The sequence below is a fragment of the Streptomyces sp. SN-593 genome (genome assembly GCF_016756395.1).
Taxonomy (GTDB): domain Bacteria; phylum Actinomycetota; class Actinomycetes; order Streptomycetales; family Streptomycetaceae; genus Actinacidiphila; species Actinacidiphila reveromycinica.
The window spans coordinates 6,264,688-6,286,322 of sequence record NZ_AP018365.1 but is presented as its reverse complement, the minus strand read 5'-3'; the positions used below and the strand labels follow the sequence as shown (position 1 = coordinate 6,286,322).

The window sequence follows — 21,635 nt, the reverse complement described above, 5'->3', positions numbered from 1 at the left end:
CCCCGCGCGCCGGTCCGGAGGCCCCGGGCGCAAGCCGCCGGAATCGGCGGTCACCGCAGGGCGGCCTCGACCTGGTGCGCCACCTCGGCCGCGCGGGCCGGCGGGAGCGGGTCGCCGTCCTTCCCGACGAGGTAGAAGGCGTCGACCGCGTTGGCGCCCAGGGTGGAGATGCGCGCCGAGCGCACCGTGACGGCGGTCGCGGTCAGCGCGAGGCCGATGCGGTGCAGCAGGCCGGGGGCGTCGTGGGCGCGCACCTCCAGCACGGTGGCGGTCTGCGAGGTGTGCCCGGGGGCGATGGTGACCCGGGGCGGCGGCGGCACCACACCGCGCCGCCGCGGGTAGGCGGCCTCCCGCTCGGCGAGCCGCGCCTCGATGTCGAGGGAGCCGTCGAAGGCGCGGGCGAGGTCGGCCCGCAGCCGCGCGGCCTCGGGCAGCGCGCCGTACTCCGCCGACACCCGCCAGCTCAGCAGCGCCACGGGCCCCTCCCCCACCGGATCGACCGCGCGCAGGTCGGCGGCGCGCACGGTGAGCCGGTGCAGTGCCAGCACCCCGGCGGCGTGCGCGAGCAGGCCGGGCCGGTCGGGCACCGCCAGGAGCAGTTCGACGCCGAGCGCCTCGTCCTGCGCGTCGCCCTCGGGTTCCGGCTCGGCCCTGGCGTGCAGGGCCAGGACCGGGCCGCGGGTGCGGGCCGCCTCGATCGCCAGCCGCTCCTCCTCGGCGGTGGGCTCGCGGTCGGCGCTGTCGGGCAGGTCCCCGGTGTCCAGGGCGCCGGCCACCCGCTCCACCAGGTCGGCGAGCAGGGAGGCGCGCCAAGTGCTCCACGCGGCGGGCCCGGTGGCCAGCGCGTCCGCCTCGGTGAGGGCGGCGAGCAGTTCGAGGGTGGAGGTGTCGCGGACGGCCTCGGCGACGGTGCGGACGGTCTCGGGGTCGTCCAGGTCGCGGCGGGTCGCGGTGTCGATGAGCAGCAGGTGGTGGCGGACCAGCAGGGCGAGGGTCTCCGCGTCGGCGGCCCCGAAGCCGATCCGGGCGGCGACGTCGCGGGCGATCACCTCGCCCGCCTCGCTGTGGTCGCCGGGCCAGCCCTTGCCGATGTCGTGCAGGAGGGCCGCGGTCAGCAGCAGGTCGGGGCGGCCGACCCGGCGGGTGAGGCCGGACGCCTGGACGGCCGCCTCCACCAGGTGCCGGTCGACGGTGAAGCGGTGCACGGCGTTGCGCTGCGGCCGGCAGCGGACCCGCTCCCAGTCGGGGATGAGCCGGGTGACCAGTCCCTCGGCCTCCAGGGCCTCCCAGACCGGTACGGCGGACTCGCCCGCCCCCAGCAGCGTGAGGAGCTGCTCGCGGGCCTCGGCCGGCCACGGCACGGGCAGCGGCCGGGCGGCGGCCGCGAGGCGCCGTACCGCGTGCAGGGACAGCGGCAGGCCGGCCTGGGCGGCCGCGGCGGCCGCGCGCAGCGGCAGCACGGGGTCGCGCTCGGGCCTGGCGGCCAGCGCGAGGACCGCCTCGCCCTCCTGCTCCACGACGCCCTCGGCGAGCGGGACCCGCTCGGCGGCCGTCTGGGAGCTGGGGGTGCGGCCGCGCCCGAGCAGGCCGCGGCGGCGCGGGCGGGACTCGCGGGCCCGCAGGACCCGGGCGACCTCGCGCCAGGTCACGTCGGAGGCGTAGGAGATGCGGCGGGCGGCCTCGTAGACCTGGCGCAGCAGGGCGTCGGCGTCGGGCAGGTCGAGGGCCTCGGCGATCTGGTCCTGCTCCTGGAGGGCGAGCCGGTCGGTGGCGCGGCCGGTGACCAGGTGCAGGGCGTCGCGGGTGTCGAGCAGCCGGGTACGGGCCTCTTCCAGCCCTTCGCGGGGGGCGTCGGCGAGCCAGGAGGCGGCGACGGCGCGCAGTGCGGTGGCGTCGCGCAGGCCGCCGCGGGCCTCCTTGAGGTCGGGTTCGAGCAGGTACGACAGCTCGCCCTGGCGCTCGGCGCGCTCGGCGCACATCTCGCGCAGCTCGGGCAGCCGCTTCGGGGCCTGGTTGCGCCAGTCGGCGAGGACGGTGCTGCGCAGCGCGGAGGTGAGGGCGGCGTCGCCGGCGACGTGCCGCGCGTCGAGCAGGCCGAGCTGGACCTTCAGGTCGTCGGCGGCGGTCTTGCGGGCCTCCTCCGGGGTCCGGACGGAGTGGTCGAGGGCGAGTCCGAGGTCCCACACCGGGTACCAGAGGCGGTCGGCGAGGGGGGCGACGGGCTGCGGGGAGTCGTGCAGGAGCAGCAGGTCGAGGTCGCTGCGCGGGGACAGCTCGCCGCGGCCGTAGCCGCCGACCGCGACCAGTGCCCAGCCGGTGGTGCCGGTCTCCCGGGCGGCCTCGGTGGCCAGGCCGGCCAGCCACCGGTCCGTGAGGGTGGCCAGGGCGGCACGGCGCGGCGGCCCGGACCGCCCCTCCTCGGTGAGGAGGTGCAGCCGGGCCGCCGCGTAGCCGTGGCCTTCCGCTTCGACGCTGTCGGTCACTCGTGCTCCGCTGTCTCGTGGTCGGGCCGCGGCGCGGGGTGGCCGGGGCCTGCGGCCCGGGGTGCGGCCGGAGGCCGGCCGGCTCACGCCGGCGCGCGCCTGGGGCGCGGGGCCGCGTGGCACCGCCCGCCCGCCCCCGGTCGCATCCCCTGGGTCGTCAGAGCGCGTCGGGGCCGCGCTCGCCGGTGCGGACCCGGACGGCCGTGTCGACCGGCAGGCTCCACACCTTCCCGTCTCCGATCTTGCCCGTTCGGGCCGCCTTGACCACGACCTCGATGAGCTCGTCGGCGTCGGCGTCCTCGACGAGGACCTCGATCCGGATCTTGGGCACGAGGTCGACGGTGTACTCCGCGCCCCGGTAGACCTCGGTGTGGCCGCGCTGGCGGCCGTAGCCGCTGGCCTCGGTGACGGTCAGGCCCTGGACGCCGAACGCCTGGAGGGCTTCCTTGATCTCGTCGAGCCGGTGCGGCTTGACGACGGCGGTGATGAGCTTCACGCGTCCACCTTCCTGGTCACGGTCTCGACGCCCGAGGGGGCCGCGTGCGAGACGCTGCCGACTCCGGTGAAGTCGTATGCGGTCTCCGCGTGCTCGGCCTGGTCGATGCCGCTGATCTCCACGTCCTCGGGGACCCGGAAGCCCATCGCCATGTCGATGAGCTTGGCGAGGATCGCGGAGCAGACCAGGGAGTAGCCGAGGACGGAGAAGACCCCGATCGCCTGGACGCCGAGCTGGTGCCAGCCGCCGCCGTAGAAGACGCCCTTGACGTCCTGGCCGACACCGCCGGTGTTCAGCAGGCCGATCAGCAGGGAGCCGACGATGCCGCCGACCATGTGGACGCCGACCACGTCGAGCGAGTCGTCGTAGTTGAAGCGGTACTTCAGGCTGACCGCCGCGGCGCAGATGACACCGGCGATGACGCCGACCGCGATGGCGCCGAGCGGGCTGACGGAGGCGCAGGAGGGGGTGATCGCGACCAGGCCGGCGACGGCGCCGGAGGCGGCGCCCAGGGTGGTGAAGGAGCCGTGGCGCAGCCGCTCGTAGGCGAGCCAGCCGATCATGGCGGCCGCGGTGGCGATCTGGGTGTTGATGAAGACGGTCGACGCGACGCCGTCGGCGGTGATCTCCGAGCCGGCGTTGAAGCCGAACCAGCCGAACCACAGCAGGCCGGCGCCGAGCATCACCCAGGGCATGCTGTGCGGGCGCATCGGGTCGCGCTTGAAGCCGACCCGCTTGCCGATGACGAGGATCACGCCGAGGGCCGCCGCACCGGCGTTGATGTGCACCGCGGTGCCGCCGGCGAAGTCGATCACGCCCTTCTGGCCGAGCCAGCCGCCGCCCCACACCCAGTGGGCCACCGGGAAGTACACGACGGTCGCCCACACGGCGATGAACAGCGACCAGGCGGTGAACTTGACCCGGTCGGCGAGCGCGCCGCTGATCAGCGCCGGGGTGATGATCGCGAACATGAGCTGGAACGCGGCGAACGCGAAGACCGGGGTGCCGGTGGCGCCCCACAGGTCGTCCGGCGCGATGTCCCGCAGGCCGAGCCAGCTCGTGCCGCCGAGGAATCCGCCGTTGTCGCCGTCGAAGGCGAAACTGAACCCGTATCCGGTCCACAGCAGCGTTATGATCCCGAGGCTGATGAAACTCATCATCAGCATGTTCAGGGCACTCTTCACGCGGACCATTCCGCCGTAGAAGAACGCCAGCCCCGGTGTCATCAGCATCACGAGCGCGGAGCTCAGGAGCAGGAATGCGGTATTGCCGGTGTCGAGCTTGGGCGCGTCCGCGGCCAGTGTGATGATGGCTGGTGCCATCGGCGTCTCCTCGTCATCCGAACGGCCCGTGCGGGCGGTGCAGGGGTGGGCCGGTATTGGCCTTGAGGTTGGCCGAGGCGGGTTTCACCCGATGCCATAGGATGTTTCACCGCCGTGACGAAGAAGTCACCCGTGTTACGCGGAGATGAACCATCCGGGTGTTCGGTGAAGGATGTATACGGGTGGGAAAGCAGGCCATCAGCCTGGCGCCCGGGTGATCGTCCGAGCGGCCGATCAGTGCGTTCGACCGGTCGTGGGGAGTGCGCCGTTCACGCGGGTTCGGCGACTTCCGGGAGTTCCTCGGAAAGCCGCTCCGCCAACGCGATCACCTCGGGAACGTCACCGAAGTCGCGGACAGCGGCGTGGGTGGTCTTGCGGATGCGGGTGTTGACCCGCTCGGAGCGGACCCGTTTGGCGACCGCCATCGCCTGGTCGGTGTAGTGGGCGGCCTGCGCCGGGTCGCGCATCAGCAGTTGGACGGTGCCCATGCCGACGAGGTTCAGCGCGTAGGCGCGCTGGTGGACGTCGTCCCGGCGGAACCCCTCGACGGCCTGGAGCATCTCCGGCTGGGCGAGCGAGGCGTAGGTGGGACTGCGTCCGGCGACATAGGCGAGGTCGCGGTAGGAGTGCGCGTTCTCGGCGTGCAGCTCGGCCTCGGTGAAGAAGTCGATCCAGGCCGGCTCCTCGCCCGCGCGGACGTCGCAGAAGGTGTCCTCGGCCATCCGGACCGCCCGGTGGCACTTGTTGACCTGGCCCATGTTGGCGTAGGCGCGGGCCTCCAGGGCGTACAGCATCGACTGGGTGGCGGCTCCGGCCGAGTCGCGGCTGCCGTACTGGGCGAGGTGGATGAGTTCCAGGGCGTCGTCGGGGCGCTCCAGGTGGATCATCTGGCGGCTCATCGAGGAGAGCACGAACGCGCCGAGCGGGCGGTCTCCGGCCTCCTTGGCCGCGTGCAGCGCGAGGACCAGGTACTTCTGGGCGATCGGTTGCAGACCCACGTCGTAGCTCATCCAGCCGGCCAGGGCGGCGAGGTCGGCGGTGACCCGGTACAGCCGGCGGGCGACGGGCTCGGGGTGCGGTTCCTGGAGCAGGTCGGTGACCTCGTGCAGCTGGCCGACGACGGCCTTGCGGCGCAGCCCGCCGCCGCACTGGCTGTCCCACTCGCGGAACATCGCGGCGGTGGACTCCAGCAGTTGCAGCTCCTGCTCGGACAGCCGGGCGGCGCGGCCGCCGCCGGCGCCCGGGCCCTGCGCGGCGGCCGGGCGGGGGGCTGCGGCGGTGGGCACCAGCCAGCGCTGCATGGGTTCCAGCAGGGCCGGCCCGGCCGACAGCGCGAGGGAGGCGCCGAGGAATCCTCGGCGGCCGAGCATCAGGTCGCTGCGGGAGAACTCGTTGATGAGCTGGACGGTCTGCGGGCCGGCCCACGGCAGGTCGATGTCGCCGCCGGAGGGAGGCTGCTGGGCCGAGCGCAGCCCGAGGTCCTCGACGGGCACGACGCAGCCGAAGCGCTCGGAGAACAGCTCGGACAGGATGCGCGGGATCGGCTCCCGCGGCTGTTCGCCGTCCAGCCAGCGGCGCACCCTTGACGTGTCCGTGCTGACGTGGTGGGCGCCCAACTGGCGGGCTCTGCGGTTGACCTGGCGCGCGAGCTCCCCCTTGGACCAACCGCTGCGCACGAACCACGAGGTCAACTGCGCGTTGGGCTGCTTGTCCGCTGTCCCGGTCACGGCCACGCCCCCATCCCGCTTCTGCTTCACCCGTAACGTAGCCCTCCAGTCACACGCGTTGCGACCGCAATTGCGGAAACGCCACCATTCGCCACCCCATCGAATGAACTCCGCCGGACCGGCGGGCGATTGACTGGACCCATGCCGCCGGGGCGCCGTGCGCGTGCGTAACCAACGGCCGGCGCGATCCGTTGGAGGGGTCATGGTGTTCACGATCGGCAGCATGCGCGAGATGCGGCAGCAGCGGACCGTCGTGCGGCACGCCGCGCGGGTGGCGGCGCTCCCCGGCTCCTGGAGTGCCACCCGCCGCCGGGGGCGTACGGCGCTGTGCGGCACCGTCGCCGAGTACACCGGACTGTGCGGGTGGGCGGTGGTGCCGGGGGCCCGGGCGGAACGCGGCGGGGAGGTGTGCTCCTGCGGGGAGCCGCGCTGCAAGGAGCCGGGCGCGCACCCGCTGGACCCGGCCGCCGAGCTGCCGGCCGGCGCGGGGCCGGAGGCCGCCGAGCGGATGTGGGAGCGGATGCCGGGCGCGTCGGTGCTGCTGCCGGTCGGGCGGACCTTCGACGTCATCGAGGTGGCCGAGCTGCCGGGCCGGCGGGCGCTGGTGCGGATGGAGCGGATGGGGCTGCACCTGGGGCCGGTGCTGCTCACCCCCGCCGGGCGGGCGCAGTTCTTCGTGGCGCCGGGCGCCGCGGCGGAACTCCCCGACCTGCTGTACCGGATGGGCTGGGACGACGCGCGGCTCGACCTGCGCTGCCTGGGCCCGGGCGACCACGTCACCGCTCCCCCCTCGGACTTCGGCGGGCTCGGGCCGGCCCGGTGGCTGCGCGAGCCGCGGCTGGACTCGATGCCGCAGCCGCCGGAGGCGCGCCTGCTGCTGGGGACGCTGGCCTACGTGGCCCACAGGACGCGGGTCTGCGCGTAGGACCCCGTACCGGTCGCGGGTCCGCGTAGGCACTCGCACCGGACGCGGGCCTGCGTAGGCGCGCTGCCCCTCACGTGTGCGCGTCAGCGCGCCGACCCTCACGTGTAAGGGGCGCCCACCGGGGGTGGGCGCCCCTTACACATCCGCGGAGGTACGGCCCGGTGCCGTCCGCCTCCCCCTACTCGCCGATCAGCGCGTCGACGAACGCCTCCGGCTCGAACGGGGCGAGGTCGTCCGCGCCCTCGCCGAGCCCGACGAGCTTGACCGGGACGCCCAGCTCGCGCTGGACCGCGACCACGATGCCGCCCTTGGCGGTGCCGTCGAGCTTGGTGAGCACGATGCCGGTGATGTCCACGACCTCGGCGAAGACGCGGGCCTGCACCAGGCCGTTCTGGCCGGTGGTCGCGTCGAGCACGAGCAGCACCTCGTCGACCGGGCCGTGCTTCTCGACCACGCGCTTGACCTTGCCCAGCTCGTCCATAAGGCCGGTCTTGGTGTGCAGCCGGCCGGCGGTGTCGATCAGCACCGTGTCGGCGCCCTCGGCGATGCCCTCCTTGACCGCGTCGAAGGCGATCGAGGCGGGGTCGCCGCCCTCGGGGCCGCGGACGGTGCGGGCCCCGACGCGCTCGCCCCAGGTCTGGAGCTGGTCGGCGGCGGCGGCGCGGAAGGTGTCGGCGGCGCCCAGCACCACGCTGCGCCCGTCGGCCACCAGCACACGGGCGAGCTTGCCGGTGGTGGTGGTCTTGCCGGTCCCGTTCACCCCGACGACCAGCACGACGGCCGGGGACTCCTCGTGGCTCTCGGTGCGCAGGGCGCGGTCCAGGGTCGGGTCGACCAGCGCGAGCAGTTCCTCCCGCAGCAGGGTGCGCAGCTCGTCGGGGGTGCGGGTGCCCAGCACGCGCACCCGGGTGCGCAACCGCTCGACGAGTTCCTGGGTCGGGGTCACGCCGACGTCGGCGGTGATGAGGGTGTCCTCGACCTCCTCCCAGGTGTCGTCGTCCAGCCGCTCCCGCGACAGCAGGGTGAGCAGGCCCTTGCCGAGCGAGTTCTGCGAGCGGGACAGCCGGGAGCGCAGCCGCACCAGCCGGCCCTCGGTCGGCTCGGGCCGCTCGACGACGACCTGCTCGGGGAGCTCCACCTCCTCCGGGGCCTCGGGCGCGGCGGTCGCGCCGGGGAGCGGGACCTCCTCGATGGTCCGGCGGGGCTCCTCCCGCGGGGTCTCGGCCTCATCCCCGACGTGCGGTTCGGCGGGAGGCTTGGTGATCGTCGGGGTGCTCGGCGGCGACGGCGGTAGCTGCCTGTTCCTGCGGCGGCTGCCGATCACCAACCCGCCGGCCCCCAGGATCACGACCAGGGCAATGACGACGACAAGGATGACGGTTTCCATAACCCCCCCAGTATCCCTACTCCGGGGTCGCCGCCGTCCCATCCCGCGCGACCCGCTCGGGTGCGCGCGGCCGACATGCCGGCGGGACGCGCAGGCGGGGGGTGCGGACGGCCGCCGCGCGCAGGGCCCGCGACACGCCTTCCGCGCCCGGGGACGGGGCCCTCGGGCGGGGTCGGCGCGGCCCGTTTGCGGGCCCACGGGCTCGCGGCCGTCTTCGGGCCAACCGGTTCGCGGCCGTCTCCGGGTCCGCCACCCCGAAGGGCCTCACGGGGTCAGGCCGAGCCGGTGCGCAGGCCGCGGTCGGTGAAGTCGATCAGCCACTCGAAGCTCTCGTCGATGTCGGCGCTCCACTGGAAGCCGTTGGCCGACTGGAGGGTGGCGAACCCGTGGAAGGTGCTGCGCAGCGTGCGCAGGGCGTGGTCCATGTCGGCGGGTGCGACGGCGTAGCCGCGCAGCACCGCCCTGAAGGCGTCGAGGCTCCGCTGCCCCGCGGCGGCCAGCGGGTCGTCCGGGCCCGACGGTTCCACGCCGATCGTCGCCGCGTACCGGCCGGGGTGCGCCACGACGAAGGCGCGGAAGGAGCGCGCCGCGGCCGCCAGGGCGTCGCGGCCGGAGTACCCCTGGATCGCGCCGCCGACGGCGTCCGCCGCCTGCTCCAGCGCCAGGACGGCGATCCGCCGGTTCAGGTCGTCCTGGCCGGCCACGTGCTTGTACAGGGAGGGCGTGCGCACGCCGAGCCGCTCGGCGAGCGACCCCATCGTCAGCCGGGCGAGGCCCACCTCGTCGGCGAGGGCGGCGCCGGCCGCGACCACGGCCGCCGGGTCGAGTCCGACCCTAGGCACGGGCGGCCTGCTCGCGGAGGAAGTCGAGCACCAGGGGGACGACCTGGTCGGGGGCCTGGTCGTGCAGGTAGTGGCCGCCGCCCTCGACCATCGCCAGGCGGCCGGTCCCGGCCGGCAGCGCGTCGATGATCGCCGAGCCCTCGGCGTGCGGGTCGGCCCAGTCGGGGTCGAGCGAGCCCATGACCACGAGGACGGGGCGGTGGACGTTCCCGAGGTGCTCGCCGGCGTCCGCCGGGGCGGCGCGGCCCATGCCCTGCATCGCCTTCATCCGGCCCGGCTCCCGCATCGTGGCGTCGATCCGGCCGATCCGCTCGTCCCAGTCGGCCGGCTTGGTCGGGTACGCGACGTCGAGGTACGCCTTCCACAGCCGGACGCTGCCGAAGAGGCCGGCCCCGGCCAGCCGGAGCATGCCCTGCCGGACCCGTTTCACCCGCAGCGCGTCCAGGCCGAGCGACTGCTTGCGGGTGAAGGGGCCCAACTCGACCACGGCGCTGATCAGCGAGGGTTCGACGGCCGCGGCGATGGTGGCCGCCCCGCCGGAGATCGAGTGCCCGACGAGGACGGCCGGGCCGCCCAGGTGCCGGATCACCGCGAGCAGATCGCCGGCGATGGCGGTGCGGCTCCACTCCGGCCACTGGACGCTGGACTCGCCGCAGCCCCGCAGGTCCACGGCGGCGACCCGGTAGCCGGCCGCCACCAGCGCCGGGGCCATCGCGCGGTACGAGGCGCGGCTGTCCCCCATCCCGTGCGCGAGCACGATGAGCGGGCCGTCCCCCGTCACGTCGTACGCGATCGTGCCGCCCTCGACGGCCAGGTACTCGGTCATGGCATCCCCTTGGACTCGGTTCGGCTAACTCCGTTAGCTAAAAGCTAATCCGATTAGCCAACCGTGTCAACACATCCCGCCTCGGCTCCGCCACGCGGGCGCGCGCCGCCCGTATCCGGATGCGCTGCGCGCCGACCCGCCCCCGCACCGCGGCCTCCGCACGCCAAGCGTCCCGCTCCCCCGGCTTCAGACGACGCCGAAGTCGACGGCGCCGGAACGCACCAGGCCCACGAAGGAGGCCCACCCGGCCGCGGTGACGAGAAGCGCGGCGCCCTCCTTGTCCTTGGAGTCGCGTATCCCGACGACGCCGTCGAGCGGCGCGACCTCGACGCAGTTCCCGTTGTCCTGCGAGCTGTAGGAGGACTTGCGCCATGCCCGGGCGGGGCACAGGTGCGGGTCGGTCGAGCGGGCGCGTGCGGCTTGGATCGTCATGTCCACAGGCTTTCTTCGAGGTCGCGGAGGAAGCCGGGCGTCTGGGCCGGCCCCGGTGCCGCCTTGACCATGGCATCGAACTGTCGCTGATAGAAACCCACGTCACCGGGTTTCGACCACATCGTCGTCGCCATGGCGCTGTCGCTCTGGACCACCGAGCCGAGGTCGGTGAAGTCAAGGATGGTGAAGTTCCAACTCGCGCGGTACGTCGGCAGGTCGTCGGGGATGATCTGGACCTCCACCGTGTCCGCCTCGCACAGTCGGACGATCTCCGCGTACTGCGCGCGCATCACCTCGGGAGATCCGATCACGGTACGAAGGGTGTTCTCGGTCAGCACGATGTGCACCTCAGGTCCGTCAGGCTGCGTGAGCAACTGCTTCCGCTCCATACGCAGGCGCACACCCGTTTCGACGAACTCCGTGGTGCGTTCCTCGACGACCTTCGCCGACAGGGCGAGCGCTTCGGCGTACGCCGGCGTCTGGAGGAGGCCATGCACCACCCGGTTCTCGTGACCACGGATACGGGTGGCATCCCGCTCCAGGCCGAGATAGAGAGGCAGTCCGGACGGCAACAGGTTCCGGTACGAGGTGAACGGCTCCCGGCTCAGCGAACCACGCTGCATGTGGAGGAGCGCGTCCCGGTCGTCCGGATCCTCGACGCCGTAGCGGTCCATCAGCCTTTCGAGGTCCGCGAGCTTCGGCAACGGGATGTCACCCGTCTCGACCCGGCTCAGCTTGACCCTCGAAAAACCGAGTTCCACGGAGACGTGCTCCGCCGTCAGGCCGTTCCGCTCGCGCAGTGCGCGCAGTTCCTTGCCGAGCATGACCCGCAGATAGGTCGGTCCTCGCCGAGCGGCCATGTGTCACCCTCTTCTCGATCCCTGTCCCGGCGGCGCTTCCACGCGTCGGCCAGCCGAAGCCGCCCGCCCCGCGGGAAAGCGCCCAGCCCCGCGCGCGGACTGCGCAGTCGCCCCGCACCACGGCCCTGCCGAGCACCTGGCATGTGCCATTTTCGCCAGATCTTAACGTTAACTTGTGCGTTAAAAAAGCCTGCGGGATTCTTCTGAGTGATCGCACGCTTGCTTCTCGTTACGACACGGACGGCGGCGGACGATCCACCCTGACCGCGGAGCGGGCTGCCAGCCGCCGAAGGCTCGCCACCCGCCCGTCCGAAGACAAGGAGCCCCGCCATGTCTGTGAACCGTGGCCGATTTTCCGGGAAGAGGCTGGACACGACGCTGTCCGCGCGGGCGCTGTACGGCGCGGAGTTGAGGTACCACCGGGAGCGGGCCGGGCTGAGCCTCGTGGACCTGGCGGCAAAGCTGCACATCGAGATGTCGTTCCTGGCGAGGATCGAGCAGGGAGAGCGGCGCCTGCCGGACGAGTTGACCCCCGCGGTGGACGAACTCCTGGACACCGGCGGCTTCTTCGAACGCAATGTCGAGGCCGCCCGCTCCGCGCCGGCCCCCGGGCGCCTCGCAGCCCTGCCGGAGTGGGAGTGGCTGGCGACGGCCATCCGGGAGTGGGACGCCGCGCTGGTCCCGGGCCTGCTCCAGACGGACGCGTACGCGGCGGCCGTCACACGGACGTACGCCACGCTGCTCGCGGACCGCCCCACCCGCCACCGCTGGGAGGCGCGGCTGTCGCGCACTCCGGTCCTACGGGACCCCCTCGGCCCCCGCTACAGCGCGGTGCTGGGCGAGGCCGCGCTGCTACGCCCGCTCGGTGGGGCCGAGGTGATGGCCGAGCAGTTGCGCCACCTCGCGGAGCTTGTGCGGCGCGAGCGCGTGACCCTGCGCGTCCTCCCGCTGACGGCCGCCCCGCACCCGGCCGCCACCGACGGGGCGCTGCGCGTCATGACGTAAGCCGAGGAGAGTCCGGTGCTCCACTTCGCGACCGACCACACCGGCACCCACCAGACCGATCCGGCCGCGGTGTCCCTCGCCCGTATGGCCCACGACCTCCTCACGAACGCCGCCCTCCCCCCGGAGCCCTCCCTGACCCTGATCGAGACCACCGCGGCCGCCTATGCCCACACGGCCACGGCCGAGAAAGGCACCCGTCCGAGCCACGTAGGCCGGTCCAAGACCGTGGAGCACGAGGCCCGGCCTCGACCTCAAGGTGCGAGCACACCGGCCACGCATCCCTGACCGCACCGACACCCCCGCGGGGCAGTAGGCAGAGCAGTGCAGGCACTGGGCTTTTTCTGGGCATCGTGCTTCACTCGTGCCATGCCCAGAAAAAGCCCAGTGGAGGAAGAGGTCGTGGCCGCGGTAAGACGACTGCTCCGGCCCGGCCTGCCGGTCACACCGGGCAGCGCGGACAAAGCTCTCCTCGACCTTCGCGGGGTCCTTGCCAGAGCGATTGACCCCACGGACGAAGCCAGCCGCGTCACGGCTCTCGACGGCACGTTGCGGGGCCTGCTCGCCCGTTTCCCCGACACCCGCTATGCCGCGGCCGCGCGGGCGCTGTTCGGACTGCCGCCGGCCGATGGGGGGCAGAATCTCACCACCCGGCGGATCCTGGCCGCTGAGCAAGCCGGGCACGAAGTCCACCATTTCCGCAAGCGGGTCGAACCCAAGCTGGTGGAGACGATCGCGTGGGAACTACTGGCTGATGCCGATCGATTCACCCGTTCAGCGGTGATCGCGCCACGGCTGGCCCCCACAACCGAACGGAGCCCGATCCAGGCCGACCCCTTCGCCTGGGAAGTCACCGAGCACGAGGAACAGCTCAGCCGGCTGTGGTCGGCGATCTACGCCGCACGCGCCGAACTTCTCGCTGTCGAGCGGCTGGTCAGCCTACGCGCGGACCGGAGGGACATCCTGCACACATCGGTGACCGCCGCCTGGCGGTGGGCAGCAGCCCGTGCCGAAGCGATCAGTTACACCGACGCGTTCCACCCCGGCCAGTACTCCTCGACGGAAGAGCTGGTCGCACTGGCCGGCTGGACGCCGACCCTGACCTCGGCACAGGTGTCCCGCTTGACCGAGGCCGCCAGCGGCGGTGTCAGCCGGGAGCAGTTCGTTTCCGCCCTCCACGACGAGATCGAACTGGGCAACGCCTGGGCCCACGGCTTCTCCGCAGGCCCCGCACCCGCCCGGCAAGCCCCCGATGAAGAGAACGGACTACCGTCGTGACCACCGATCCGGCCCTGGCCGCAATGCTGCAGGCAACGGCGACCGACACCCCCCGCCGTTACGTCATCACAGGTGGCCCGTCGTCAGGCAAGGACGACCTGATCGAGGCGGTCCACGATGCCGGAATCCCCTGCATGGTCCAGGAACCCGGCAGGGAGATCTACCGCAAGCATCGCGAACGTCTCGGTCGGCACCTCCTCAAAGAGGACCGCCGTGCGTACTCCTTGGAAGTGCTCGAGGCGTTCATCACTGAATACACGGCGCACACGGGCGGGGTCCGCTTCTACAACAGAGGAATTCCCGACGGCTACGGATGGGAGGGGTTCTTCGGGCTGAGACCGGCCGAACAGTTGGAGGAAGCGTCCCGCCGCTACCGCTACGACACGATCTTCGTCCTCGATCCGCTGGACACCTTCGAGGACCCCGACGACATCGTCTGGGCCAAGGATCGCGAGATCCGCCGCGTCCACGAACTGATCGTGCAGGGGTACTACGACGCCGGATACGAACCCGTCTTCGTTGCCCCCGACTCGGCGGGCAACCGACTGGACTTCATCTGCGCCAACCTGCGCCTGCCCAAACCCGGCCAAGGAGGGTGAACGCGTTGGACCGCAAGGGACAACCCGGCTTACTCATCTCACCGAACAGTGTGCTGGCCAACGCGCTGCTGCGTTCGATCGACATCCTGCGCCCACGCGTCCTGGCCGCACGGCCCACCCGCATCGAGTTCGTGGTGGGCACTCAGATCAACGGGGCACCTCACCTGGGTACGAACCTCGTCCAGACCGCAGCGTTCCTGCTCGCCAAGACCGCGCGACGGGAGTTCTCCATCGACACGATGGTGCGCTTCGGTGCCCTGGACAACGCACCCTACGAGGTGGTGCTCGACCCGGAGACGCACACCGCCTACCAGCAGACGTACTACCACGCGCTGGGCAAAGACAGGGTCGGCGAGCTCATCGACGGCTACTACGGGGCGTTCTTCGCCTCCCTCTCGGAGGCGACCGACACCGACTACAGGGTGGAGACATATACCGATCAGCAGGCCACACCCGGGTTCCGCGCCGAGTTCCTGCGCACCCTGGAAAGGCTGGAAGACATCAGATGGTGGATGGCACCCTCCCATGGCGTCGTCCACGTCCGAGTCCCGTGTCCGAGGTGCGGATGGGCGGAGAAGCGCGCGGACCGCACCAAATTGGCCCACCTGGACGAGGACGGAGCAACCTTCACCGCCGTCTGTCTGGACCACGGCGGATACGAGGCACACATAGACCCTGAAGACGATCTTGCCTATCTCGACCTGGCCACCCTCTACCGCAACCTGGTCAAGGAACGCACCCTGAGCCGCGGTCACCACACGTTGCAGGTCATGATGAAGGGCGGCGACTGGGTCTTCGGATGCAACTCGTCGATGGTGCTCTCGGCGCTCTCAACACCCCGATCACGCGCACACCGGTCCGCGTTTTCACGCCGCAGGTCCTCGCCCCGACCGGAGCGAAACTCTCCAAGTCCCTGCTGCGGGACAAGGGTAGGGACGTGCTGCCCGCAGATGTCGAGCCCTGGATGCTCGACACCACGGCTTGGCCGGGATCGACTGACAACTACGTGGACGCATTGGTCTGGTTGGTCGGCCGGTTGCTCACCGACCCCAAGCACTTCTTCCGCTCGTTCACTGTCAAGGAACTCGGCCGCATCATGACAGCACGCCCCACCGATCCCGTGATCCGCGCCCACGAGATGGGTATCTACAAGCGCTACTTCGACCTCATCGCGACCGGCCGCAAGACCACCGAGATCCGCGTGAACGACTCCAGTCGCCGCAAGATCAAGGAGGGCTCGATGATCAGGTTCCGCTGCCAGGGCGACGAGGTACTGACCCGGGTGGTACGCGTGGCCCGCTACGACACCTTCGAGGAGATGTTCGACCACGAGGACGTCGCGTCGGTCAATCCGCTGGCCACCCGCGACGAGCAGCTTGCGAACATCCGTCAGATCTACCCACCCGAACGGGAGGCCCTCGGAGTCGTCGCCCTCAGCGTCGAACTCGTCGGGCCGCCCCGCACCAGGTGAGCCGCCAGTCCCGCGGTCAGCCCATCTCCTCCAGGGACTTGCCCTTGGTCTCCTTCACGAAGCGCAGGACGAAGGGGATCGAGGCCAGTGCGAAGCACGTGTAGATGACGTAGGTGCCCGACAGGTTCCAGTCCGCCAGGCTCGGGAAGCTCGCGGTGATGGCCCAGTTCGCGATCCACTGCGCGGAGGCGGCCACCCCGAGGGCCGCGGCGCGGATCCGGTTGGGGAACATCTCGCCGAGGAAGACCCAGACCACGACACCCCAGGACAGGGCGAAGAAGAGCACGAAGCAGTGGGCCGCGACGAGGGCCACCGTGCCCTCGGCGGTCGGGAGCGTCGCGCCGTGCTTGGAGGAGAACGCCCACGCCTCCAGCGCGAGCGCGACCGTCATGCCGGCGGAGCCGATCAGGGCGAGCGGGCGGCGGCCGATCCGGTCCACGAAGACCATGGCGATCACCGTGCCGATGATGTTCACGATCGAGGTGGTGAAGGAGTAGAGGAACGAGCTGCTCGGGTCGATGCCGACCGACTGCCACAGCGTGGCCGAGTAGTAGAACGCCACGTTGATGCCGACGAGCTGCTGGAACGCGGACAGGCCGATGCCGATCCAGACGATCGGCAGGAAGTTCGGCATCCCGCCCGAGCGGGGGTTGAGCAGGTCGCGGAAGCTCGCCTTGTGCTCGCGGTGCATCGCGGTCTGGATCTCGTTCACGCGCGCGTCGAGGTCGGCGCCCTCGCCCTCGACGTCGGCGAGCACCGCGCGGGCCTCCCGGTCGCGGCCGACGGAGAGCAGGAACCGCGGGGACTCGGGGATGGCGAAGGACAGCAGCCCGTAGATCACCGCGGGGATGACCATCACGCCGAGCATGACCTGCCACGCCTCCAGGCCGATCACGTTGCCGCGCTGGTCGCCGTCGGCGGACTGGAGGATGCCGTAGTTGACGAGCTGGGAGACGGCGATGCCGAGCACGATGGCGCCCTGCTGGAAGGACGCCAGCCGGCCGCGGTAGGCGGGGGGCGAGACCTCGGCGATGTAGGCGGGGCCGATCACGGAGGCCATGCCGATCGCGAAGCCGCCGATGATCCGCCACATGGACAGGTCCCACAGCGCGAACGGCAGCGCGGAGCCGACCGCGCTGATGGTGAAGAGCACCGAGGAGATCTGCATGCAGCGGATGCGGCCGATCCGGTCGGCGATGCGGCCCGCGGTGGCCGCCCCGATCGCACAGCCGATCAGCGCGATCGCGATCACCTGGGCGAGCGCCGCCGAACCGATGTCGTACCTGTCCCGGATCGCCTCGACCGCGCCGTTGATCACCGAGCTGTCGTAGCCGAAGAGGAAGCCGCCCATGGCGGCGGCCGCGGTGATGAAGATGACATGGCCGAGGTGTTCGGTCGGCGGCGGAACCCGGCCCGACGTCCCGGCCGCTGATGCGGTGCTGGTCAAGGTGTGCTCCTCGGGCTCGACGGCGAGCCCTCACAAGAGGGTTCGGATCTTCCAGTGTTGGCCGCCTCGGCGGCGGCCACCACTCGAACGTATGGGCAATCGCTCAGAGAGTATGCATACAACTTCCGAACATCAAAAACCGGAGGAGGGCGGAATGCAGCGCGCGTGGCACATTTCACCTGGGAAAAGCAGGCCACGACGACCGGCGGTGTTCGAGTCGTGAAAGATCAGCCGGCGTGGGCGGCCGTGCGTTTGCCGTCCCGGAGGCGCTGGCTGATCACCTTGGACACCCCGTCACCCTGCATCGATACGCCGTACAGGGCATCGGCGACCTCCATCGTCCGCTTCTGGTGCGTGATCACGATCAGCTGCGAGCTCTCCTGAAGCTCCTCCATGATCCGGATCAGCCGTTGCAGGTTGGTGTCGTCGAGCGCCGCCTCGACCTCGTCCATCACGTAGAACGGGCTCGGCCGCGCCTTGAAGATCGACACCAGCATCGCCACCGCGGTCAGCGAGCGCTCACCGCCCGACAGCAGCGACAACCGCTTCACCTTCTTCCCCGGCGGCCGCGCCTCAACCTCCACCCCCGTGGTGAGCATGTTGTCCGGGTCGGTCAGCAGCAACCGGCCCTCGCCACCGGGGAAGAGCCGCGAGAAGACACCCTCGAACTCCCGGGCGGTGTCGTGGAAGGCGGCCGTGAAGACCTGCTCCACCCGCTCGTCGACGTCCTTGACCACCTGGAGCAGGTCGGCACGGGTCCTGCGCAGGTCCTCCAACTGCTCGGTGAGGAACTTGTGCCGCTCCTCGAGCGCCGCGAACTCCTCCAGCGCCAGCGGGTTGACCTTGCCCAACTGCGCGTACGCCCGCTCCGCCGCCCTGAGCCGCTTCTCCTGCTCGGCCCGGACGTACGGCACCGGCTGGTTGCGCGGGTGCTCCGGGTCCTCGGGCAGGACTTCCCCCTCGGCGGGCGGCGACGGCGGAACCGGCAGCTCCGGGCCGTACTCGGCGACCAGGCCGGCCGGCTCCATGCCGTGCTCCTCCAGCGCCTTCGCCTCCAACTGCTCGATCCGCAGCCTCTTCTCGGCTCCCAGCACCTCGCCCTTGTGCACGTCCCCGGTCAGCCGGTCCAGCTCGGACTTCAACTCCCGGCCGCGCCGCCGCTCCGTGCCGAGTTCCGCCTCCCGCCCGGCCCTGGCCTGCTCGGCGGCCACCCGCTCCGCCTCCGCCCGGCCGAGCGAGACCTGCACGCACGCCAACAGCCCCCGCGCACCGGACACCACGGCCGCCGCCACCGACGCCTCGTACGCCAGCCGGGCGCGGCGCCGCTCGGCCCGCGCCCTGGTCTCCCGCTCGGCGCGGGCCGCCCGGTCCAGCCCGTCGGCCCGCCCGGCCAGGCCCTTGACCCGCTCCTCGTGGGTGCGCACCTGGAGGCGCGCCTCCATCTCGGTCTGCCGCGCGTTCGCGCCGTCCGCGGCCAGCCGGTCCCGGGCGAAGGTGTCCGGTTCCTCCTCGCCCGGCTCCTCCTGCGCCTCACTCAGCCGGTACGACAGCTCCTCCAGTTCCTCGCGCGCCGCGGCGAGTGCCTCCTCCGCCCGGCCCACGGCCGCGGCCGCGCGGTCCGCCTCTCCCGCGGCCGCCCGCGCCTGGCCGCCGTACCGGCCGAGTTGCTGCGCCACCGACGACTTCGCCTTCTCCGCGGCCCTGCGCCGCCGGCCCAGGTCGTCCACCTCACCGGCCGCGGCCGCCCTGCGCTCCTTGGCCGCCTGCTGGCGCTCGGCCAACTCCGCGCACTCCCCCGCCAGCCGCTCCAACTCCGCACTCGCCTCGTCCACCTGCGCCTGCACCTCCAGGACGCTGGGCGCCTTCGCCGAGCCGCCCTGCGCCATGTGCGCGGCCAGTACGTCGCCCTCCGCGGTCACCGCGGTCAGTTCCGGGCAGCGGGTGACCAGTGCCTCGGCGTCCTCCAGCGTGGGCACCACGACGAACCCGTGCAGCAACCGGCGCACCGCGGGCAGCAGGTCCGCGTCGCCGTCGACCAGTTCCACGGCGTGCCGCGCCTGCGGGGGCAGCCCCGCGCCCTCGGGCCGCGGGGACGGGACGCCGGGCGCCGCGAGGGCCGCCGCCGTACGGTCGGCGGCCGCGCCCGGCCCGGCGGAGGCTGCGGTCGCGGCTGCTCCGGCCGCGGCATCGGCTCCCGCTCCCGTCCCTGCCCCTGCCCCTGCCCCTGCCCCCGAGGGGACCTCGCCGGCCTCGGCGCCGTACGCCGTACGACCGTCGCCCGGCTCCGCGGAGCCCGCGGCGGAACCGGCGCCGTCCGCCTGCCCCGGTACCGAGCCGTGCTCCGCCCGGTCGCGCTCCCCGGCGGACTGGCCGGGCAGGACGGGATCGGCAGCGCCGCGCCCGGAGGGGGCCGGCCCCCCTGCGGCCTGGGCGGCGGCCCCCGCAGCCTGACCTGCGGATTCCGTGGCCGACCCCGCGGCGGGGCCGCCGGCCACCGGCGCGGTCGCGGCCGCGCCGGACGGCCGTGCGAGCAGCAGCGCGGCGCGCCCCCCGTCCTCCTTGCGGAGCAGCCGCAGCGCCTCCGCGGCGGCCGCCGGACCGGACACGGCCACCGCGTCGGCCGCGACGCCGAGGGCGGCGGCGAGCGGGACCTCGAACCCCGGGGTGACCTGGAGCAGTTCGGCGGCCGAACCGAGGACGCCGTCCAGGCCGTCCGGTGTCCCGGCCCGCGCCAGCAGCGCGCCGGTGCCGTCCTTGCGGCGCAGCGAAGGGGCGAGGGCGTCACGGCGGGCGGCCACGGCGGCGCGCCGGCGCTCCGCGGTGGTGGCCGCCTCCCGCGCAGCGCTGAACTCGTCGTCCGCCGCGGCCTGCGCGGAGCGGGCGGCCTCGAAGCGGGCCTCGAGTTCGGTGTCGTCGGCGTCCAGCCCCTCGACCTGGGCGCGCAGTTCCTCGTACTCGCCCTGCGCGGACTCGGCGCGGTCGCGGGCCTCGTCCCGGGCGGCCGAGAGCCGGCCGATCTCGGCCTCGGCCGAACCCGCTTTCGAACGCGCCGCGTTGACCTGGGCGTTCAGCCGCGCCAGGCCCTCGCGGCGGTCGGCGACGGCGCGGGCGGCGACCCGCAGCCGGTTCTCCTCCTCGGCGAGCCGGTGCTCCAGCTCGGCCCGGTGGGCGACGGTGTCCTCCAGGGCGTGCTCGGCCGCGTCGAGCGCCTCGACGAGTTCGGCCTCCTGTTCCCGGATGCGGGCGGCCTCGCGCTCCATGTCCTCCGGTTCGCGGCCGCGCCGCTCCTCGGCCGGCTGGCCGGTGGCGTGCCGGTGGCGCTGCTCGGCCAGCCCGATGGTGCCGCGCACCCGCTCGGTGAGCTGGGACAGCGCGTACCAGGTGGCCTGGGCGTCGTTGACCCGCGGGGTCAGGGCCCGCACCTGCTCCTCCAGGTGGGCCTCACGGCGTACGGCGGCGGCGAGTTCGGTCTCGACGGCGTCCCGGCGCTCCTTGAGCGCGGCCTCGTCGGCGACCTCGGCGCGCAGTGCCTCGCGCAGCGTCACCAGGTCGTCGGCGAGCAGCCGCAGCCGGGCGTCGCGCAGGTCGGCCTGGATGACGGCGGCGCGGCGGGCGACCTGGGCCTGCCGGCCGAGCGGCTTGAGCTGGCGGCGCAGCTCGGCGGTGAGGTCGGTGACGCGGGCGAGGTTGGCCTGCATCGCGTCGAGCTTCCGCAGCGCCTTCTCCTTGCGCTTGCGGTGCTTGAGGACGCCGGCCGCCTCCTCGATGAAGGCACGGCGGCTCATCGGGTCGGCGTGCAGGACGGAGTCGAGCTGGCCCTGGCCGACGATGACGTGCATCTCGCGGCCGATACCGGAGTCGGAGAGCAGTTCCTGGATGTCCAGCAGCCGGCAGGTGTCGCCGTTGAGCTGGTACTCGCTGCCGCCGTTGCGGAACATGATCCGGGTGATGGTGACTTCGGCGTACTCGATCGGCAGCACGCCGTCGGTGTTGTCGATGGTCAGCGACACCTCGGCGCGGCCCAGCGGGGGGCGCCCGGTGGTGCCGGCGAAGATGACGTCCTCCATCTTGCCGCCGCGCAGCGACTTGGCACCCTGTTCGCCCATCACCCACGACAGCGCGTCCACCACGTTGGACTTGCCGGAGCCGTTGGGACCGACGACGCAGGTGATTCCCGGCTCGAAGCGCAACGTCGTCGCCGAGGCGAACGACTTGAAGCCGCGCAGCGTGAGGCTCTTGAGATGCACGCCGGTCGACTCTACCCGCCGGGTCCGGTTTCACCGAGGAACATGCAGGGCAGATCAGACGTAGAACCGGGGCAACGGGTGATCGTCGGGCACGTGACGCGTGCGGATCAGAAGGCGAGGGGCGGGAACAGGACCGCGGGGAGCAGGACCGGAACACGACGAAGGGACGCCTCGAAGGCGTCCCTTGAAGTGCCGTGACCGTGTTCCGCCGCGACGGCTCGCGGCGGTACGGGTCGGGGCATTCGCGTGGTGCCGCAGACGCGTGATCGCGGCGGCGCACGCAACAGTGAC

The 21,635-nt window shown here is 72.5% G+C and carries 18 protein-coding genes; 7 read left to right on the top strand and 11 right to left on the bottom strand.

All coding sequences use genetic code 11. The features are described 5' to 3' along the window. Window positions 1-50: 50 nt before the first annotated feature. From RVR_RS26795 to nsdA, 4 genes are all read right to left on the bottom strand, one after another. A complete protein-coding gene (locus tag RVR_RS26795) occupies window positions 51-2,483 on the bottom strand; it encodes a [protein-PII] uridylyltransferase (RefSeq protein ID WP_202236455.1) in 2,433 nt (810 codons plus the stop codon). 157 nt (window positions 2,484-2,640) lie between these two features. After that, window positions 2,641-2,979 carry a P-II family nitrogen regulator gene (locus RVR_RS26790; protein WP_202236454.1) on the bottom strand — a complete coding sequence of 113 codons (339 nt, stop codon included), beginning with the start codon at window positions 2,977-2,979 and terminating at the stop codon, window positions 2,641-2,643. Next, the gene (locus RVR_RS26785) at window positions 2,976-4,301 is read right to left on the bottom strand and encodes an ammonium transporter (protein WP_202236453.1); all 1,326 of its coding nucleotides are present in this window, start codon (window positions 4,299-4,301) and stop codon (window positions 2,976-2,978) included. Before RVR_RS26785 ends, RVR_RS26790 begins: the two co-directional genes overlap by 4 nt. A 269-nt stretch (window positions 4,302-4,570) precedes the next feature. Next, window positions 4,571-6,034, bottom strand: coding sequence for a transcriptional repressor NsdA (nsdA, locus tag RVR_RS26780; protein WP_202239222.1), 1,464 nt, complete (start codon window positions 6,032-6,034; stop codon window positions 4,571-4,573). 196 nt (window positions 6,035-6,230) lie between these two features. On the opposite strand from nsdA, the gene RVR_RS26775 reads away from it, so the two are divergent. Next, on the top strand, window positions 6,231-6,953 hold the full coding sequence (locus tag RVR_RS26775; protein WP_202236452.1) for a bifunctional DNA primase/polymerase: 723 nt from the start codon (window positions 6,231-6,233) through the stop codon (window positions 6,951-6,953). Window positions 6,954-7,131: 178 nt separating this feature from the next. On the opposite strand, the gene ftsY is transcribed toward RVR_RS26775, so the two are convergent. From ftsY to RVR_RS26750, 5 genes are all read right to left on the bottom strand, one after another. Further along, entirely contained in the window at window positions 7,132-8,340 is a 1,209-nt protein-coding gene (ftsY, locus tag RVR_RS26770; RefSeq protein ID WP_202236451.1) for a signal recognition particle-docking protein FtsY, read from the bottom strand. Between the two features lie 272 nt (window positions 8,341-8,612). Beyond that, complete coding sequence (locus RVR_RS26765) at window positions 8,613-9,152, bottom strand: TetR/AcrR family transcriptional regulator (RefSeq protein ID WP_202239220.1); 540 nt, start codon at window positions 9,150-9,152, stop codon at window positions 8,613-8,615. Window positions 9,153-9,174: 22 nt separating this feature from the next. After that, window positions 9,175-10,008 carry an alpha/beta fold hydrolase gene (locus RVR_RS26760; protein WP_202236450.1) on the bottom strand — a complete coding sequence of 278 codons (834 nt, stop codon included), beginning with the start codon at window positions 10,006-10,008 and terminating at the stop codon, window positions 9,175-9,177. Window positions 10,009-10,194: 186 nt separating this feature from the next. Beyond that, the gene (locus RVR_RS26755; protein ID WP_202236449.1) at window positions 10,195-10,440 is read right to left on the bottom strand and encodes a DUF397 domain-containing protein; all 246 of its coding nucleotides are present in this window, start codon (window positions 10,438-10,440) and stop codon (window positions 10,195-10,197) included. Next, the gene (locus tag RVR_RS26750; protein ID WP_237404982.1) at window positions 10,437-11,264 is read right to left on the bottom strand and encodes a helix-turn-helix domain-containing protein; all 828 of its coding nucleotides are present in this window, start codon (window positions 11,262-11,264) and stop codon (window positions 10,437-10,439) included. Before RVR_RS26750 ends, RVR_RS26755 begins: the two co-directional genes overlap by 4 nt. A gap of 366 nt (window positions 11,265-11,630) precedes the next feature. Here RVR_RS26750 and RVR_RS26745 point away from each other — a divergent pair, with 366 nt between their 5' ends. The 6 genes from RVR_RS26745 to RVR_RS26720 all read left to right on the top strand — a co-directional run bounded on the left by RVR_RS26745 (window position 11,631) and on the right by RVR_RS26720 (window position 15,650). Further along, complete coding sequence (locus tag RVR_RS26745) at window positions 11,631-12,305, top strand: helix-turn-helix domain-containing protein (protein WP_202236447.1); 675 nt, start codon at window positions 11,631-11,633, stop codon at window positions 12,303-12,305. A gap of 15 nt (window positions 12,306-12,320) precedes the next feature. Beyond that, window positions 12,321-12,590, top strand: coding sequence for a hypothetical protein (locus RVR_RS26740; RefSeq protein ID WP_202236446.1), 270 nt, complete (start codon window positions 12,321-12,323; stop codon window positions 12,588-12,590). An 81-nt stretch (window positions 12,591-12,671) separates the two neighbouring features. Next, complete coding sequence (locus tag RVR_RS26735; protein ID WP_202236445.1) at window positions 12,672-13,580, top strand: hypothetical protein; 909 nt, start codon at window positions 12,672-12,674, stop codon at window positions 13,578-13,580. After that, window positions 13,577-14,179, top strand: a complete 603-nt coding sequence (locus tag RVR_RS26730) for an AAA family ATPase (protein WP_202236444.1) — start codon at window positions 13,577-13,579, stop codon at window positions 14,177-14,179. The genes RVR_RS26735 and RVR_RS26730 overlap by 4 nt, the downstream gene beginning before the upstream one ends. 5 nt (window positions 14,180-14,184) lie before the next feature. Beyond that, window positions 14,185-15,279: a hypothetical protein gene (locus RVR_RS26725; protein WP_346731478.1), complete on the top strand. Its 1,095-nt coding sequence runs from the start codon at window positions 14,185-14,187 to the stop codon at window positions 15,277-15,279. Beyond that, window positions 15,276-15,650, top strand: a complete 375-nt coding sequence (locus tag RVR_RS26720) for an ASCH domain-containing protein (RefSeq protein WP_202239218.1) — start codon at window positions 15,276-15,278, stop codon at window positions 15,648-15,650. Before RVR_RS26725 ends, RVR_RS26720 begins: the two co-directional genes overlap by 4 nt. Before the next feature lie 16 nt (window positions 15,651-15,666). Here the strand turns inward: RVR_RS26720 and RVR_RS26715 are convergent, their stop codons facing one another. Both RVR_RS26715 and RVR_RS26710 read right to left on the bottom strand, forming a co-directional pair. Further along, a complete protein-coding gene (locus RVR_RS26715) occupies window positions 15,667-17,097 on the bottom strand; it encodes a sugar porter family MFS transporter (protein WP_202236443.1) in 1,431 nt (476 codons plus the stop codon). A 227-nt stretch (window positions 17,098-17,324) separates the two neighbouring features. Then, window positions 17,325-21,344 carry an AAA family ATPase gene (locus tag RVR_RS26710; protein WP_202236442.1) on the bottom strand — a complete coding sequence of 1,340 codons (4,020 nt, stop codon included), beginning with the start codon at window positions 21,342-21,344 and terminating at the stop codon, window positions 17,325-17,327. Between the last annotated feature and the right edge of the window lie 291 nt (window positions 21,345-21,635).

What these genes read in the sequence shown, in the direction of transcription:
- RVR_RS26750 (WP_237404982.1), bottom strand. Translation starts at nt 11,264, where the DNA reads ATGCTCGGCAAGGAACTGCGCGCACTGCGCGAGCGGAACGGCCTGACG.
- RVR_RS26755 (WP_202236449.1), bottom strand. Translation starts at nt 10,440, where the DNA reads ATGACGATCCAAGCCGCACGCGCCCGCTCGACCGACCCGCACCTGTGC.
- RVR_RS26735 (WP_202236445.1), top strand. Translation starts at nt 12,672, where the DNA reads ATGCCCAGAAAAAGCCCAGTGGAGGAAGAGGTCGTGGCCGCGGTAAGA.
- RVR_RS26785 (WP_202236453.1), bottom strand. Translation starts at nt 4,301, where the DNA reads ATGGCACCAGCCATCATCACACTGGCCGCGGACGCGCCCAAGCTCGAC.
- RVR_RS26775 (WP_202236452.1), top strand. Translation starts at nt 6,231, where the DNA reads ATGGTGTTCACGATCGGCAGCATGCGCGAGATGCGGCAGCAGCGGACC.
- RVR_RS26760 (WP_202236450.1), bottom strand. Translation starts at nt 10,008, where the DNA reads ATGACCGAGTACCTGGCCGTCGAGGGCGGCACGATCGCGTACGACGTG.
- RVR_RS26745 (WP_202236447.1), top strand. Translation starts at nt 11,631, where the DNA reads ATGTCTGTGAACCGTGGCCGATTTTCCGGGAAGAGGCTGGACACGACG.
- RVR_RS26720 (WP_202239218.1), top strand. Translation starts at nt 15,276, where the DNA reads ATGACAGCACGCCCCACCGATCCCGTGATCCGCGCCCACGAGATGGGT.
- ftsY (WP_202236451.1), bottom strand. Translation starts at nt 8,340, where the DNA reads ATGGAAACCGTCATCCTTGTCGTCGTCATTGCCCTGGTCGTGATCCTG.